The organism is Daejeonella sp. (assembly GCF_017495225.1).
In the GTDB taxonomy this organism is placed as follows: Bacteria; Bacteroidota; Bacteroidia; order Sphingobacteriales; family Sphingobacteriaceae; genus Daejeonella.
This window is the reverse complement of the sequence record NZ_JAFEIG010000020.1, coordinates 340134-357842: the sequence shown is the minus strand read 5'-3', so window position 1 is coordinate 357842 and position 17709 is coordinate 340134. Positions and strand designations below refer to the sequence as shown.

General features: G+C 34.9%; 16 protein-coding genes. 6 read left to right on the top strand and 10 right to left on the bottom strand.

The genetic code is table 11. The features are described 5' to 3' along the window. Positions 1 to 35: 35 nt before the first annotated feature. From QZ136_RS08875 to QZ136_RS08840, 8 genes are all read right to left on the bottom strand, one after another. Positions 36 to 1262: an amidohydrolase/deacetylase family metallohydrolase gene (locus tag QZ136_RS08875; protein ID WP_291402561.1), complete on the bottom strand. Its 1227-nt coding sequence runs from the start codon at positions 1260 to 1262 to the stop codon at positions 36 to 38. An 11-nt stretch (positions 1263 to 1273) separates the two neighbouring features. After that, positions 1274 to 2569 carry an amidohydrolase/deacetylase family metallohydrolase gene (locus QZ136_RS08870; protein ID WP_291402560.1) on the bottom strand — a complete coding sequence of 432 codons (1296 nt, stop codon included), beginning with the start codon at positions 2567 to 2569 and terminating at the stop codon, positions 1274 to 1276. A 268-nt stretch (positions 2570 to 2837) separates the two neighbouring features. Beyond that, positions 2838 to 3209, bottom strand: a complete 372-nt coding sequence (locus QZ136_RS08865; RefSeq protein ID WP_291402558.1) for a hypothetical protein — start codon at positions 3207 to 3209, stop codon at positions 2838 to 2840. A gap of 146 nt (positions 3210 to 3355) precedes the next feature. Next, positions 3356 to 4306: an FISUMP domain-containing protein gene (locus QZ136_RS08860; RefSeq protein WP_291402556.1), complete on the bottom strand. Its 951-nt coding sequence runs from the start codon at positions 4304 to 4306 to the stop codon at positions 3356 to 3358. A 33-nt stretch (positions 4307 to 4339) separates the two neighbouring features. Beyond that, complete coding sequence (locus QZ136_RS08855; protein ID WP_291402554.1) at positions 4340 to 5026, bottom strand: hypothetical protein; 687 nt, start codon at positions 5024 to 5026, stop codon at positions 4340 to 4342. Beyond that, positions 5023 to 9030 (bottom strand): T9SS type A sorting domain-containing protein, encoded by a 4008-nt coding sequence (locus QZ136_RS08850; protein WP_291402552.1) that lies wholly within the window; start codon positions 9028 to 9030, stop codon positions 5023 to 5025. Before QZ136_RS08850 ends, QZ136_RS08855 begins: the two co-directional genes overlap by 4 nt. A gap of 3 nt (positions 9031 to 9033) precedes the next feature. Beyond that, entirely contained in the window at positions 9034 to 9651 is a 618-nt protein-coding gene (gene yaaA / locus QZ136_RS08845; RefSeq protein ID WP_291402550.1) for a peroxide stress protein YaaA, read from the bottom strand. Between the two features lie 109 nt (positions 9652 to 9760). Further along, positions 9761 to 10084 carry a hypothetical protein gene (locus QZ136_RS08840; protein WP_291402548.1) on the bottom strand — a complete coding sequence of 108 codons (324 nt, stop codon included), beginning with the start codon at positions 10082 to 10084 and terminating at the stop codon, positions 9761 to 9763. A gap of 162 nt (positions 10085 to 10246) precedes the next feature. Here QZ136_RS08840 and QZ136_RS08835 point away from each other — a divergent pair, with 162 nt between their 5' ends. The 4 genes from QZ136_RS08835 to QZ136_RS08820 all read left to right on the top strand — a co-directional run bounded on the left by QZ136_RS08835 (position 10247) and on the right by QZ136_RS08820 (position 15618). Beyond that, positions 10247 to 11611, top strand: a complete 1365-nt coding sequence (locus tag QZ136_RS08835; protein WP_291402546.1) for a hypothetical protein — start codon at positions 10247 to 10249, stop codon at positions 11609 to 11611. Between the two features lie 157 nt (positions 11612 to 11768). Further along, entirely contained in the window at positions 11769 to 12890 is a 1122-nt protein-coding gene (locus QZ136_RS08830; RefSeq protein ID WP_291402544.1) for a sialidase family protein, read from the top strand. 131 nt (positions 12891 to 13021) lie between these two features. Further along, complete coding sequence (locus QZ136_RS08825) at positions 13022 to 13474, top strand: (2Fe-2S)-binding protein (protein ID WP_363245164.1); 453 nt, start codon at positions 13022 to 13024, stop codon at positions 13472 to 13474. Between the two features lie 5 nt (positions 13475 to 13479). Then, the gene (locus QZ136_RS08820) at positions 13480 to 15618 is read left to right on the top strand and encodes a molybdopterin cofactor-binding domain-containing protein (RefSeq protein ID WP_291402540.1); all 2139 of its coding nucleotides are present in this window, start codon (positions 13480 to 13482) and stop codon (positions 15616 to 15618) included. Between the two features lie 269 nt (positions 15619 to 15887). Here the strand turns inward: QZ136_RS08820 and QZ136_RS08815 are convergent, their stop codons facing one another. After that, on the bottom strand, positions 15888 to 16196 hold the full coding sequence (locus QZ136_RS08815) for a type II toxin-antitoxin system RelE/ParE family toxin (protein ID WP_291402538.1): 309 nt from the start codon (positions 16194 to 16196) through the stop codon (positions 15888 to 15890). Next, entirely contained in the window at positions 16193 to 16438 is a 246-nt protein-coding gene (locus QZ136_RS08810) for a type II toxin-antitoxin system ParD family antitoxin (protein WP_291402537.1), read from the bottom strand. Before QZ136_RS08810 ends, QZ136_RS08815 begins: the two co-directional genes overlap by 4 nt. A gap of 349 nt (positions 16439 to 16787) precedes the next feature. On the opposite strand from QZ136_RS08810, the gene QZ136_RS08805 reads away from it, so the two are divergent. Both QZ136_RS08805 and QZ136_RS08800 read left to right on the top strand, forming a co-directional pair. Then, complete coding sequence (locus QZ136_RS08805) at positions 16788 to 17054, top strand: zf-TFIIB domain-containing protein (protein ID WP_291402535.1); 267 nt, start codon at positions 16788 to 16790, stop codon at positions 17052 to 17054. A 129-nt stretch (positions 17055 to 17183) separates the two neighbouring features. Next, positions 17184 to 17633 carry a KTSC domain-containing protein gene (locus QZ136_RS08800; RefSeq protein WP_291402533.1) on the top strand — a complete coding sequence of 150 codons (450 nt, stop codon included), beginning with the start codon at positions 17184 to 17186 and terminating at the stop codon, positions 17631 to 17633. Positions 17634 to 17709: the final 76 nt, after the last annotated feature.

Genomic DNA, 17709 nt, shown 5'->3' with positions numbered 1-17709 from the left:
AAAATTTTTGACATTTAATATAGGCTAATTATTTATTAATTCTCCCATGGCACCCCAGCCATTCCATTGAGATCCCAAACAATTTTGCCAGCACGGATAGTCATTTCTGCTTGGAACTTTTTATCGCCTTCTAGCTTAAAACCACCAGCATCAAGGAAACCAAATTTCCCATCAAGTACTTTGAAAATTGCTATATCTGCGTCGGTGCCCGGACTTAAATTCCCTAGATCAGGTCTTTTTATAGCTTGTGCTGCCGACCAAGTTCCAATTTTGAATACTTCTTCTAATTTCATGCCCATATTCAAGTATTTTGACATCAGATTGAGCATGTCTTTCATGCCAGAGTTTACGCTGTTATGATGCATGTCGGTTCCAAAAGTATCGGGGCCAAAGCCCTGTTTTAATGCCGGTATAGCCTGATTAAACCAAAAGCCTACGCCTCCATGACTTACATCAAATAAGACACCACGCTTACGAGCATCCCAAACAAAAGGCCTAATTTTTTTATTTTCATCTACCAATGGCATACGCTCTTCTACGTTTTCGAAGGCATGGCAAAGAATATCACCAGCATTCATGTGTTTAAGCTGATCTTCAAGTGAAAAAGCAGTAATATGGCATTCTACCAATAGTGGTTTTTTGATTTTTTGTGCTAATTCCGCGGCTTCATCAAAAGGCTTCCAATCTGAACCTGAATAATGTCCGATTTTAATTCCTGCAATAATGTCAGGGTATTTTTGATTGATCTCAAATGCTTTTTCTATGTTTAAAACATTTAAATCCTCTTGCTCAGCAGCAGTCCCCTCCATACCTGTACCAAAAACATTTAAAAAGGCAAGAATTCTTGTTTTTGATCGATCAATAACCTCTTCTTTAAAAACTGGGAAATTTTTATATCCGGATGTTCCCGCATCTACAACAGTTGTTACGCCTGCACGAAATGTGAAATCATCAGCCTTCACGCTTGATGATCCATGTCCGAAACCTGCATTCGGACCAGTAAATACGTGTGTATGAATATCTATTAACCCCGGAGTGAGGTACATGCCACTTATGTCCAATACCTTTTTTGCTTCTGATTCAGGAATATTGGCATCTAATTTTAAAATTTTACCATTGCTAATGGCAAGATCCATTTTTTTATTGATCTTGTTTTTTACATCAATAATGTGACCACCCTTTAATAAGAGATCAATAGTCTGCGCACTCAAGAAATGAGAAAATAAATTTAAGCAGATAATAATCAATATAGCTTTAGCCATTGTTTTAAGCATTACTGTTTGATAATTGGCGAACTTAAGGCATTTAAATCCCACACTACTTTTCCTTTACGGATGGTAAGCTCAGCTTCTAATTTTTGCTTTCCTCTGATAGCCATTCCACTCGCATCAGTATAGCCAAAATCGCCCTCTCTTAAATTAAAAACAGCAATATCTGCTTCATTGCCGACGCTCAAATTACCTAGCTCGGTCCGCTGAATTACCTTTGCGGGATTCCAAGTCGCCGCGGCAATAACATCTGCTAATGGCATTCCTAAACTTAAAAATTTGGATGCTAAATTGGCCATATCTTTAAAACCAGCATTCATGCTTCCTGTATGTAAATCTGAGCTCAAAACATCTGGAACGAATCCTTGCTTCATGGCAGGTATCGCTTGACTCCAGTTAAAGCTTCCACCACCATGGCCAACGTCAAAGATTACACCTCTTTTGCGAGCATCCCATACAAAATCCTTTACTTTTTCGGTTTTTACATCAACAATTGCCTGTTTATGCTCCAACATATTTCCATCTTTATCATATTCTTGATCATAGCGGTAAGCATGGGTTAAAATATCACCAGGGCGAAGATGTTTCAATAATAGATCTGAAAGAGGGAGTGGGGGAAGGGCTTTGCCAAAATCAACCATCACGGGAATGCTTGCTATGCGTCCGGCTTCAACAGCCTTATCTGTGGGATCCCAATCATGGCCTATATAATGCGCCAATTTTATGCCAACTACAATATCTTGATGCTTTTTAGCGATTGCAGCAGTCAGTTTTGGATCCATATCCGCCTCGTCTTGCTCATAAGCCTCAATGCCACGCATTCCTTGCCCAACAATATTCATAAAAGCCAAAACCCGTGTTTTTGAAGGCTCCACAATATTCTTACGAAAAACATCAATATTACGCCAACCTGGTCCGCCAGCATCAACAATCGTTGTCACCCCAGATCTAAAAGTAAATCCATCAGGTGGGATTGCATCCAATCCATTGCTGAGGTAATTATCTGGCTCTGTACCGTGAAAAACATGTCCGTGGATGTCGATTAGTCCCGGACTAACATACATTCCGCTAATATTAACCGTTTTTTTAGCGCTATTTGCCGGAATATCTACCGCGACACGGAAAATTTTTCCGTTTTTAATGGCAACGTCCATTTTGGAGTTGATTTTGTTTTTGGCATCGATAAGGTGTCCGCCTTTAAGAAGGAGATCGATTTCTTGGGCCTGGAGAGTTAGGGTGGATAGCAAGAGTGAAATACTCAATATTTGCCAAAGACTTTTTGATAATAAACTATTCTTCATTGATTGTATTTTTATTTCTTTTACAATCTAATATAGGATTTTTTGGGGAATAGTTTTTTGGGGAGTTTTATATTTAAATAAAGATTAAATCAATTTTTTCTTTTTTGTATCACTTAAATAGGCATCTAATTATTTGTAGACTGCTTTTTTAAAACGTTTTTTTCTTTTTTGGTTTTACTATTCCATTTTAGTAATAATCGTACTAATCTATAAGCTATTATACAAGCACATTGTGCCTCAGCAAAAAGTATCTGTTGAGATTTATGAGTTATGTTATTTTTTGACTTGCAAACTGCATGTATAATTTGATTTCGCATTTCTTTCCAAGCAAAATTTTCAGCATATAAATTTTAGTTTCGATCTTGTCAATACCTCTAATTGGCTTTAATTCTTTTTCAAGTTCTTCTTTACTTAATGTTAATAGATGGCCGAATGATACTCCATTTTTATTTTGCTGCAAATTTTTTAAGTAAGCTGCGTTTTGTGTGCCATGAAGAAATGCAGTTAATCGATCTGACATGATACTTTCAGAAGCAGCAATAAGACCAATTAAGTGAAATATATCATTACTTTCACCACATGATTTTAAGTTTGATAGTACTAGCCTATAAGCGTCTCCTTTATGTGTGTTATTTTTCATTTTTTTAGAGTTTAATGTTCTTATTGTGAGACTTTTAAAGTTAATTTAAAAGTGATTTTAATCTAAATTAAAAAGGTTGATTCAATTTGTTCTAATACGTTATTTTAATTATAATTAATCAATTGAAGCATTAAGTATAAAATGTATTAATCCTTAATACATCGAACGCAATATCCATCTGCTCTGCGACCGATATACACTGTATTTACCATTGGCTGTCCCCCATTGAAATATAACGCAACTGCATTAGAGCCATCTTTAGTGCTGCTACTCCAATAGAAGCCACGAGGGTCTAAACCAATATTAGCGATACCAAAATTGTTGATACGAAAACGATAGCCTGCAGCAGGCAATTTAAGTGGAGATTCAAAAGCACCTGCTGCCCAATCTGTTCTAAATGTTGATTTTTCTGCAATCCATTCTGCTTCTGTTGGTAAACGAAATCCGGGGGGACAGGGATTGTTTATTCCATTTACCCCTTGCCATAAATTATTGTTTTGAGGACTTCGCCAATCATGTGGTTCTACAGAGGTTTTAATAAATAAACCATGCGCTGGAGAATTCGTACTGGATAATGAATTAGTCGTTTTAGAACTACTTAACTCATGGCCATCTGAGTTTCTTCCCCACTGGTAATAATCGCCAAAAGAAGCAGCATCATTAATACTTGTTGCAACTCGACTAGCTCCCAAATTTCTATCCATCCATATTCTGCCAGTGGCGCCTACCACTGTACCAAATACGAAAAAATTGGTGCCTACTTCATTCGAGTATTGAATTGATTTTCCTGCCTTATTAAAGCTATATATCCTGTAAGTATAATTTGTATATAAACTTACTTTTTTATCAGAAAAATTTGTTACATCGGTGGTGGTGGAGCCTACTTCGCTAAAAACACCATTATCTGTTTTTCTTTCAATTTTATAGCCAGTTTCATTGGTGGAATTATCTTTCCATGTCAGATCTGCTTGGGTTTTTGAGGCGATGGTTACCTTTAATTCAGTAGGAGCAAGTGGTACAACTTCTACAGTGCCATCTTCTGATTTTTTACATCCGATTAAAACAATTAAGTTGATTATAATTAAAATTTTTCTCATTTTTTTGTTGATTTTATTAATTTGTTATTTTAATCAATTCGTTTTAAACTCAAACAAACCTGAGTCGGAGGTGTTGCCTTTTGAGTCATATGTAATTACTTTCCAGTAATAGGTTGTATTTGAATTGACGCTGATATTGCTAATGCCAGCCGTACTTATCTTGCTTTGAATTAGTGCAGGACTAGCTGTTGTTCCAAAATATACATCATAATTAACGATATCATTATCCGCGTCAGAACCTTTCCATTGGAGGTTGATTTTACCATTAATAGGTGAAATAATTTGACCCATTAATGGATTTAATATTTCTGCTGGATATGGGGGAAAGCTACTTGCTCCAGTTCCTGAATTATAAAACTTCCAAGTTATACTATTTGTGGAAGTAGCACTGAATGTCGATTTTGATGTTACAAACCATGAATATGGGGTGTTTTGTTGTAATGTTAGTGTTGCACTGTTTACGTTTGTTGGATATGTTTGTTGAATTTTTGTATTCAAATTCGTAACAGTAATTAAAAAACTATTTGTGTTTAATCCAGCATTCCAGTTAAATGTTATTTTACTTTCAGTATTCGATACAAGAGTTCCTGTAGTACACGGCTCGTTATTTATTGGACTTACGAGGGTTGCCGCGGTTGGCTCGGGGGCAAGGTTTGATTTCTTTTTACCACATGATAAAATAGTTACTTGAATGAATATAATTAAAATTATTTTTCTCATTTCTTTATAACTTTATATGTATTACTTCCAATAACCACAAAATAATATCCTTTTGTTAATTTGCTCAGATCAATGCTAATTAAGTTATTATTTACTATGGCATTTTCTTTGTGAACCTCAAGACCAGACTGATCAAGAACCTTAACAGAAATTGATTTATTATCTTGTTGATCTACTTTAATATTCAATATTGAGGTAAATGGATTTGGAAATACACTTATTTTTTCATCGACATATATATCTTCAGTGTATACTCCTTGACATTCCTTGTCGGAACTGATTTTTATTTTATTCCAACCTCTTTTTAATCCTAAATTCATTTTAGATGAACGATTTATATGTTGTACATCATTTAACGATACGTAATATGTATCTCCACCTGACATATTTAACATAAGTGAATTATTACTTCTATCTACAAATGAGAATACAGCTAAATCTTGAGGCTCGGTTATTACAACATCGAAGCATTGACGGAAGTCTGCTTGTCCCGCAACTGTGATGCAAATAGTGTATTTACCTGCTGAAAGACCAGAAAGCTCAGTATTAGTGTTAAAGGAAACTGTTTTTAGAGATTGTCCAGATTTAGATAAACTTGCTGAATAATTTAGGTTTTCAGTGGCTTTTAGTACTATTTTACCATTATCACTTGTTCGACAACTTTCTGGTTGTATGCTTATTTGAAAGTTGTTTGAAGGTAAAACTAAAATTGACTTAACAACAACAGGAGAGGAAATGTTAGTGCATCCTGCTGAATTAGTTACCTTGACGGTATAAGATCCTCCACTTGTGGCTTTGTAAACGCTTGAAGTTGCAGAACTTATTGCTGTTGAATTTTTAAACCATTGATATTGATTTCCGGTTACACTAATAACACTCAGGTTTACATTTCCATTTTGAGTTATAGTAGTTGAGCCAGATGCTGTAATTACTGCATCTGGCGTAGTGGATGCTATTACACTGGTTGATGAGGAAGTTGCACTACATCCATTAGAATTTGTAACTTTGACACTATAATTGCCAGTTTTATCTACTTTTATATTTTGACTTGTTGCTCCAGTACTCCACAAATAACTACTTCCAGAACTTGCTGTTAATGTAACAGATTCTCCCGGACAAAATGTTGTTCGTCCACTAGCTGTAATTTCAGCTTTAGGTAATGAATTAATAATTACTGTTATTGGAGTTGATGTTACAGAACAGCCATTCTCATTTTTAACCGTTACACTATAGTTTCCAGCGCTATTAACATTGATACTTTGAGTCGTTGCACCGTTATTCCATAAATAACTGCTGCCCGTATTTGATGTAAGTGTTACTGATCCCCCAGCACAAAATGTTGTTGGTCCAGTAGCTGTAATTTCAGCTTTTGGTAATATGTTAACTGATACTGTAACTGGTGAAGAAATTAAAGAACAGCCATTTTCATTTTTAACTGTGACACTATAATTTCCTGAATTATTAACATTGATACTTTGAGTGGTCGCACCATTATTCCATAAATAACTACTGCCGGTCATTGAAGTTAATGTGACAGAGCCACCTTGGCAAAACGATAATGGTCCACTAGCAGTTACTGTAGCTATTGAAGTTTGACTCACTGTTACAGTAAATGGCTCACTTGTGTTAGAACATCCATTTTCATTAGTCATTTTAACGGTATATTTACCACTACTACTAACTTTAATACTCTGAGTTGTTTCTCCCGTGCTCCACAGATAACTTTTTCCAGAAGAAGAAATTAAAGTGACTGATTCTCCTTGACAAAGACTTGTAGGTCCAATGGCGGAAATTCTTACTGTAGGTAATGGGTTAATACTAATTGTTGTAGCTTCACTAGTTAGCGTGCAACCACTTGAATTAGTTACTTTTACACTATAATTGCCTGCATTAGTGACAACAATACTTTGAGTCTTCTCACCATTGCTCCACAAATAACTATCTCCAGAACTCGCAGTAAGTGTTACGGAACCACCCGGGCAAAACGTTGTTGGACCATTTGCGGTAATAGTTGCTTTATCAGTAACTGTATTTACTGTTACAGCGGTAGGGGCACTTGTGGCAACACACCCATTATCAGTGATACTGGTAACGGTTACGCTATAATTACCACTTTCGCTAACAATTATTTCTTGAGTCTTAGCTCCGTTACTCCAAAGGAAGCTTCTCCCTTGACTAGCAATTAATTTAACAGAACCACCTTGACAAAATGTTGTTGGACCAATTGCGGTTATAGTTGCAATTGGAAGAGGTAGAACTTTCACACCTATAATATTGCTAGTTATGCTACAGCCACTCTCGTTAATCACCTGACTTGTGTAATTGCCTCCTTTATTAACAATTATAGTTTGAGTAGTATCTCCGTTACTCCAAAGGTATTTATAACCAGGACTTGAAGTTAAAGTGACAGATCCACCTTGACAAAATGTAGTAGGGCCACTAGCAGTAATTGTTGCTGAAGTAGGTACTGGACTAACCGTTATCTTAATTTTTTCACTAGTAGCCACACAACCGTTGGTGTTGGTTACTTTAACAGAATAATTACCGTCATAGGCAGCTTGAAAAAAGTTTTTAGTCCCACCACCGAATGGGTAATCATTTGAAAACCATTGATAGGAATATCCTTCTACTAAAGGTACACTTAAAGTTACAAATGAGCCTTTGCAAATATTTGTGGGTCCAGAACTAGTTATTTTTACAGATGGATAATAAATTGCTTTATCTTTGAGTGGCGTTTCAAATAAGTCAATATCATTTGGATTTGAGGCAGTTACTTTTAATCTGTAATTTTTAATTGGATTAAGTATTTCAGGGGAAAAATTCTTTGTAAAACTACCTATATATTGATCGGAGGTACCTGTTTCTAAACTGTCTAAAATTTTAGGTGAAGCAAAATTTCCATTTTCATCAGATAAAAGAAGCTTGAAAACGTTACTTGCATTATAGTTCCCTTTGGCGGTAAATTCTAATTTTAAATCAATATTGTCTTCAAGATTTGAGCAAATATTTACTGGGGTAATTTTATTTGTATAAAGTGTATAATCATTTGGGGTAAATGAAATATTTCCTCCAAATGATATCCCATATGAAAAATTATCATCATTTACCCAAATCTGCGCACTCAAAGCGGTTCCTAAACCAATATTAGTATTTTCTTTAATTTTCGTCCAACTCTCTGATTTTGGGTCGTAACGCATAAATACGTTACCTGGTAAATAAATATTACTTTCAGCAAGATAATAACCATACTCTTTAAAAGAAAATGAATTAAATATGTAACAAGGTCCTCCAGTCCTACAATTATATGAAACATTGGGTGCAGGTTTTGAATACCAATTGTCCGTTATTGGATCAAATTGATAGAAAGTAGAAGAATCAAATAAGATATAGCCATAATTGTCTATGACAAAACCTTTCGGTTTTTTAAAATGAGATATTAGCATATTCATACGGCTACCAAAAGGAGTGTCTTTCTTTCTCAAAAACACATCAACTATTGGATTGTATTCCCAAACTTGTGAACTGAATTCGTCGCCCGACATATTAAATGCACTTAACCCACCACCAATGATGTAGGCTTTGTTGTTTATTACAAAACTTGATGCTGCAGTTATTGCATTTCCTACAAATTGTTGTTTAGAAGTCCATTGATCTAATTCAGGATTATATTCAAGCATTTTTTTTTCACCACTATTTAACCTTGCAAGAACATATCCTTTATTTCCAATCGAAAATGAAGTCAATACATTCGAAATAAAGCTTGGTGCAGTTTTAGGAATATAGCTGTTTAATTTAGGGTCATATATTGAAAAAGACAGTTTATGACCTACATAAATAGTTCCAGAAATATTAAAACTGATTGTTTGATGGAAGTCACCACTCGTACCATTGCTAATATAAAAATCTCCAAATCCCTTTCTTTCGAACCAATTTCCAGTAGTTTGCCCCTTTAGATTTACTGAAACCAATAATAAAAGCACCAGAGTTTTTACAGCCCTAATCATATTCTATCTATTTGATAAATAATCATTCAACCATTCACCCTTATGGTGCCCATAATTATCCCTCCATTGTATTACCGGACTTTCAAAAGAATTTCTTGTATCTACACTAAAGCCACGTGTGCAGCTATTGAAGAGTAGGCTAAATGTAGTTTTACCATCACTTAATTCATGAATAAGTTCGTCAAGTACAGGGCGCCAAATACGCCAAATAGGAATGTTTATGTTATGTTTTTTGCTAACTAATAAATCAGACATTTGTAAATTATAATTTGGAATTTTATCCCCAGGCTTTATTATCCCAAATAATGGGGAAACAATAAGCACGTTGTGAGCTTTCAACCAATTCTGGTTTTGAATATGTGAAAAAACTTTGCCAGTATATCTACTATGTGCTGGCAAGCAATTATTCCATTCTAGGCATCTAGATATATTTCGATGTCGAACTGTGTTCAATCTTCTATCAGAAATGAAATGGTAATCAGGATCTATATACCTTTCAGCTAAATAATTCCTTGTTTCAGATAATTGGTCGAAACTTAAATCGGCAAGTTTTGCCTTTATTCCCGGCTCTTTTGATTTCTGACTACTGCAGGAAATTATAATGTTTTCTACTGTTTTCATTTAGGTTTATTATTAGATTATGTTAATTAACTTTATAAAATATCACCCATTCCAACAGAAAAAAAAGGATTATGATGTAAACCAAAAGTCTATTAGTTTGGGCGATATCTTAACTAAAAGCCGACACAAATAAGACATTATCTGCTTTTTGCCAATTCTGCTCCTCAACTTTAGAAAAAATAATTCCTGTATATCTTTGATATGCTGGTAAGCAATTATCCCAATCTAGAGTTCTTGAATTGTTATCATGACGGTGTATGTTTCTAGTCCTATCTACAATGATATCGTAATCACTATTTGAGTATTTATCTACAATAAATTTTCTCGCGCTATTTAATTGATTAAAACTTAAATCATCTAAGTTTGATTTCTCACCTTTTGCGTCTGATTTACGACTAGTACACGGCACCAATATTTTATTTTTAGAACTCATAATGTTTTTCAATAGATAGCGATAGATACCACAATTTTAATAATTCAACATTTAATTGTTTTAAATTATCGTGTTTATCGTGTAGCGAACATGTTTAAACATATTTTAGTAATATAATTAGCCTGAATTCAATAAATTTGATAGCTATCGTTGATTACAATCATGAAAAAATTATTCTTTTTTTTAGTTTTCATCCTTCATTTCTTCTGCATTGAAGCCAAAGCACAAAAGCGTTATTTTGAGTGGATTAATTCCAATTTAGGTTCCAGAGAACGTATTTTGGTTGATAGTAGAACTTATGTCCGTGAGATACAACCTAATGTTTGGAAGCAATTAGCTGTATTAAACGTTGATACTGCTATTTTATCAGATTTAGCAGTTACTTTTAACAATAATTATTTTCATGAATCGGATGGTGAAAGTTTATTGTTTACAGTGGACGGAACAGGAATGGTGTATCATTTCAACCCCAATAAAAGGATATTAAAACGTTTAGACAAAACATATTTTAGGGGATACAATTTTTTCGCACCTCAATTTGTTAGAAAAGATACCCTTTATAGTTTTGGTGGTACTGGATTCTGGGGTTATAGTAAAGCATTAACTTATTATGACGTGAAATTGCGTGAGTGGCAAGATATTCGTGCAATTAATTTTGGACCTGAATCTTTTGTACATGGATACCAAGGCTATTCAAAAATAGCGGATAAATTTTTTTCTGGTGCTCCTTATAGAGTGCTTCCACTAAAAGGTTATCCAAAAGTGATTGATGATAAATTGTTTGCTTTTGATTTTAAATCTTTGCAATGGTCAATTCTAGGAAAAATAAATCCTGATCTTCCTCCTGAAGTAAATAATACTGCTATTTGGGATGGAAAATATTTTTTACATTTTACTTTGAGTAAAATTTTCTTCATAGAACCAGTAAAAAATGAAGTATTCCTATTTGAGAATGAAAAATTCTATTTCCCTTTAGGAGACCATTTAAAGGTGCAAGGCGACACAATTTATATCTTTCATGAGAATCAAACTACAATCGTAAAATTATCTAAAAAAGACTTATTAAATCAAGCTAAATTTTTTGGAGTCTTCTACACAAACGATAATCAAGTAATTTATCAATATGCAGCTATAACTTTTTCTGTCCTAGGCTTTATTATTCTAGGATATCAAATCTTCAGGAAAAGAAAAAATATAAATAGAAAAGTTGATAGTATTAGCCACTTTGATGAATTGGAGCTACTATTCCTTAATAGGTTTTTAGAACCGGATAAAGAGTCAGAAAATTATGTATCTGTAGTTCAAATAAATGAAATTTTAAAAATTGATGATAAATCTCCAGAACATCAGCGACGCCTACGATCAAAATTTTTGAAAGATTTGAACCTTAAATTTTTAATTAATTACAAGATTGAGGAGGCTATTATACGTTCTAAATCTGGTGATGATAGCAGATTGGTTTATTATAAATTAACAAATGAAGCTAAAGAACTGGTATTTGATTTATTTGATAAAACTAAAATTTAATCGACTTTAGCTAATTTATATTCTTTTTTCTAATCAATATTTTAGTGTTTTTAATTACTTTATAACAAATTAATTACAATCATAAATTGTATTATGTATGACATATTATTTGATTTTTAAAACATAAATCATAAATTCAACAAAAAATTAAATGATTATGATTTCTTTGAAAAAAACATTCTTAGCCGCTTTTATTGTGGTCGGCAGCATTGGCTCTGTTAATAGTCAGGTAAAAGGTCTTGCAGAAGGCATTAGTTATTCTCAAGATTTGTTCAATACATCCATGAATGCTTCGATGATGGCTGCCATGAAAACTTCTCCTTCATGTTATCGTATTCCTGCTTTGTTAAAGGCGCCAAATGGAGATCTCATTGCAGCAATTGATGAACGTAATCAATCTTGTGATGATTTGAGAACCCATAAAAATATCAATATTGTGATTAGAAAAAGTAAAGATAATGGTAAAACTTGGTCTGATATACAGACTGTTATCGATTTTCCATTTGGTTTTTCCGCTTCTGATCCTTCCATGATATCAGATACCCAAACTGGAACAGTTTTCTTGTTTTATAATTACATGGATTTGAATAAGGAAAAGGACATCTATTATCTTCATGTAATAAAAAGTACCGATAATGGTGAAACTTGGTCTAAACCCGAAGATATTACTGCTCAAATCAGCAAACCTGAATGGAAAAAGGATTTCAAATTTGTGACTTCAGGAAAAGGGACTCAAACAGCTTCAGGTACATTGCTTCATACCTTAGTCAATTTAAAATATGGAGTATTTATTTTTGGATCTAATGATCATGGTAAGACATGGTTTTTCAAGGAAACTCCTGTAACACCTGCCGATGAGTCGAAGGTTATTGAGCTTATTGATGGCCGCTGGATGGTAAACTCCCGAGTAAACAAAAACGGTATGCGAGTTGTTCATACATCATCTGATGAGGGTAAAATATGGACTAGCAAAAATGAACCTTCATTAGTTGATCCAAGCTGTAATGGTGCTATAATTCGCTATAAATCAAAGAAATATGGTAATTTATTATTGTTTTCAAATTTAGATTCTAAAAAGGAGCGTGCTAATTTAACGGTAAAATATAGTAAGGATGAAGGCAAAACTTGGTCGAAAGGAAAAGTGATTTATACGGGTTCTGCGGCTTATTCTGATATTGAAGTATTAGCAAACGGCCAAATAGGCGTCTTTTTTGAAAAAGAGGACTATAAGGAAAATGTTTTTGCTAGCTTTTCTCTAAAATGGCTCATGAAGCAATAATTCTTTGTATCAAGATTGTTAAAATTATTAAAAATGAAATTTTTTGATGTATTTTTATTAAAATCATAGAAATTAGCATTTAGACATCGCATTTTTACGCTTTTTGAAATCAAAATATAAAAAATATGGCCATTTACAAACTTCAGGTTAACGGAAAAACACTCCAAGCTGATGTTGAAGCGGATACCCCATTATTGTGGGTTTTGCGCGATCATTTAGGCTTGGTTGGGACTAAATATGGATGCGGAATAGCGCAATGTGGTGCATGTACCGTCCATGTAAACGGTTCGGCAACACGTTCATGTGTGTATCCAATTGCAGCAGTTGGCAATTCGCAGGTAATTACCATTGAAGGCTTATCCGAAAAGGGTGATCACCCACTGCAAAAAGCTTGGGATGAGATTGATGTGGCCCAATGTGGTTATTGTCAGGCAGGTCAAATTATGACTGCTGCAGCTATGTTAAAGCAGAACCCCAATCCAAGCATGGATGAGATTGAAGCTACTATGAACGGCAATATTTGTCGCTGTGGCGCATACCACCGTATCCGTGAGGCAGTTAAATTGGCAAGCACTAAAATTTGATTCCTATGAAAAGTACAACAAACAATAGCAGACGCGATTTTTTGAAAATGAGCGCTATTACTGGTGGCGGACTCGTATTAGGATTCAATTGGTTTACTAGCGATGCCAATGCGTCTACAGTATTTACGAGTGTGGCTCCTGGAGACATCAATTTCAATAGTTATTTATCTATTGCAACAGATGGTACGATAACCATTCTTTCACCAAACCCTGAATTAGGGCAAAATATTATCACTTCATTTCCAATGGTTGTAGCAGAAGAGCTGGAAGCCGATTGGAAAAAAGTGAAGGTTGTGCAGGCTAATCTTGATAATAAATTTGATCGCCAATTAACGGGAGGGAGTGGGGCAGTACCTCATTCTTGGAAATTATTGAGAAATGCTGGGGCAACGGCTAAATTCATGCTTGTTGAAGCAGCAGCACAGAAATGGGGAGTTCCTGCTTCTGAATGTTTTGCATCAGAAAGCTTTGTTATTCATCGTGCAAGCGGTAAAAAATTAGCTTTTGGAGATCTTGCTGAGGCTGCTTCCAAAATTCCGGTGCCAAGTACAGTGAAGTTAAAAGATCGTAAGGATTTTAAACTGATTGGTACATCACTTAAAAATGTTGAGAATCATAAAATTGTAACGGGAAAGCCTTTATTCGGATTGGATTTTTACCGTGAAGGGATGGTGTATGCTATGATTCAACGTCCCGCACAATTTGGGATGAAGCTTAAATCCTTTGATGGTTCTTTGGCGAAATCAATGCCTGGAATTATTGATGTGGTTTCTTTTAAAAATAATGTGGCTGTTGTTGGTAAATCTACTTGGCAAGTACTCAAAGCACGTAAAATGCTTAAAATTGAGTATGAGAAGGAGTTTGCATTAGAAAGCACTGAGGATCATGATCAATTATTTTTGAACCTCATGGACAATGGACAAGCTACTGTTCGTAGAAAAGAGGGTGATGTTGATGATGCTTTTAAAGGTGCAGCTAAAGTGATTAAAGGCGAATATCAATGTCCATTTATCTCTCATAGTCCGATGGAACCCATGAATTTCTTCGCTCATGTTCGCCCAGATGGCGTTGAATTAGTCGGACCCACACAAACTCCCGGCAGGGCACGTACTCAAGTTGCACAGCTTTTAAATATCGCTGAGGATAAAATCACGGTCCAACTTACGCGTTTAGGGGGTGGTTTTGGTAGGAGGTTATACAATGATTTTGCGCTTGAAGCTGCTGAGTTATCGAGTATTATTAAGTCGCCTGTTAAATTAATTTGGACTAAAGAGGATGATATGACAGCTGGGACTTATCGTCCGGCGGTGCGTTATCGTTTTGAGGCCGCATTGGATGCTTCTGGCAACCTTACAGGATATAAATTAAGGGGTGTGGGAATAAATTCAGGTAATCCAACACGTGAAAATAATTTCCCTTCAGGAGCTGTTGATAACCTTTTGATTGATTCAGTTGAGCATAAATCGCCCATTACAACGGGTGCATGGCGTGCGCCGATAACTAATTTCCTTGCCTTTGCTGAGCAGGCATTTCTTGATGAGGTGGCTGTGGCAGCGGGAAAAGATCCAGTACAATTCAGACTTGATTTATTGGCTAAGGCTAAAAAATCGCCTGCAGGTGAAATTCGCTATGATATTGATCGAATGGAAGCAGTTATTAAAATGGCAGCTGAAAAATCGGGTTGGGGTAAGAAAAAGGATGTATCTCAAGGATTTAGCGTTTACTTCTCACACGCATCTTATGTTGCACAAGTTGCAGAAGTAGTGATGAAAGCTGGTCTCCCACAGGTTAAAAAGATTTATGCGGTGTCTGATTGCGGACAAGTAGTGAGTTTAAATGGTGCAACTCATCAAGTAATGGGTGGAATTGTAGATGGTTTAGGGCATGCCATGTACAGCAAATTGAGCTTTAGAGAGGGTGCTGCCGATCAGAATAATTATAATAGTTATCGTTTAATCCGGATGAAGGAAGTCCCAGAAATTGAGACACATTTCGTTGATAATGGAATTGACCCTACAGGATTAGGTGAACCAGCATTACCGCCAACAGGTGGGGCAGTAGCCAATGCTATTTTTAAGGCTACAGGTAAGCGTTTAAGAAATCAACCTTTTATTGAGGAAGATGTGTTTAAAACCATTTCATAAATAAAAAATCAATTTCAACCTTAAAAAGCGATGTCATCCCGAAACCTGCCCTTCCGCAGGTGAGGGACCTTCGTTTTCTTAGCACAACTTTGCTTTCTCTCACTAAGTTCCCTCACTGCGTTCGGGATGACAGGTGCATAGCGCTCAAAAAATCAATCTCATCCCTAAACCTGCTCTTCTGCAGGTGAGGGACCTTCGTTAAAGCACCAAAATTTAGCCTTTATAAAACTTATTTCCCTCAAACGTTCGGGATTACAGGTGCATAGTGTTTAAAAAAAATCAATATCTAATTTATTTTTTAAATCCATTTGTTCATGCAGGATTCTCGTAATTTCAATTGAATGATCATCTATTATTCGATAAAATATGATATGCTTTGATGATTTTTTACCTTTTAAATCGGGGAATATTTCATTATAATCTTTACCAATTTTAGGTTTCTTAGCTATTGCAGAACATGCCTTGATAATTAATTGATAATAAATATTTGCTTGACGTTCTGACCAATTATCAGCCGTATAATTCCAAATGTCAGATAAATCCTTTACAGCAATTTTAGTGAATTTAACCTTTGTCATTTCACTCGCTCAGCATTTAATTTCTTTAAATGATCTTCTGGATTAAAATCCTCAGCAAAACCACTGTTAACTCCCTCTTGAATGGAATATCGCAAGGCAATGATTTTTTGTTCCTCCTCTTCTAATAATCGTAAACCTGCACGTAATACTTCACTAGTGTTTTTATAACGACCCTCTTTTAAAATGTTTTGAATGAATTGATCAAAATAATTGCCTAAAGTAATCGATGTGTTTTTACTCATGATGATATATTTTATATAAAAATACCAATTATTGGTATAATTTCAAAATTTTTAATCCTTTACGACTGTCCTAGTGAGGCGCAGGCATCTCCTCTGATTATTCAATATCAGGAGTCTTCATACTCCTCTTTTTAAAAATATTCCTATTTTCATTCCAACTTCTCATCTTTGTATTGCAATATTTCTAAATATGACCTTTTCTCAAAACGATTTTTATAGCCGATAGATAATTTCTAATGGTTTTTTGTTTGAAAACCTTCGTATTCACATTGAATTGTCAATTTGTAATTCGCGACTTTTTAGCGGATTATATCTTTATTAACTTTAGAGATAATTAAAATATTGAATTATGAAATGTCCAACCTGTCAGACTACCTTATTAATTGCCGATAAAAAAGGAGTAGAAATCGATTATTGTCCAGATTGTCGCGGAATTTGGTTAGATCGAGGCGAGCTTGAAAAAATACTTGAGCGTTCTGCCGAACATTTATCAAATCGTAATAATTATGAGTCGGATTATAAAAAATATGACTACAAGGAGCAGCATGGCGACTACCATAAAGGACATCCCCACAAGAAAAAGAAATCTTTTCTTGACGATATTTTTGATTTTTAAATCTTAATTAAGAACTCATTCTCACTGCTTTAATTAGCTTTTGACGGTAAAAAAGCGTATCTTTGCGGCATTATTTTCCTGAAGGTCTGCTTTTTTGAGTAAAATCTTCCCAAGATTATATAAAGAAGCATGAGAAAAATAGTTGATTACAGAAAGATTTTAGGCGTTGACAAAAATGTGGAATTGGCTGAGTTAAAGTCGGTTTACCGTACTTTGATGAAGAATTGGCATCCCGATAAATTTACCGATTCTGAAGAAAGTAAATTAGAAGCTGAAGAAAAAAGTAAGCTGATTATTGAGGCTTATCATTTTCTAGTAAGTATTGCTGCCGAAACCCGCCAACAAACTATTGAAGATTATAAACTTACGACCACAACTTCAGGTTTGGCCGATTTTGAGTTTAAAAACCAAATTCTGACCGTTTATTTCATGGATGGTTCAGTTTACGAATACTTTGACGTTCCAAAGGCAATTTATGTAAAGCTAATCAACGCGGATTCTCCTGCGCGCTTTGCTAGAAGGCATATTTACACTAATTATGTGTATAGGAGTACAAGTAAATTGGTTGCAACGGCGTAGGATGAGTTGACAGTTGTCGGTTGTCAGTTGACAGTTGTCAGTTATCAGTTGACAGTTATCAGTTGACAGTTATCAG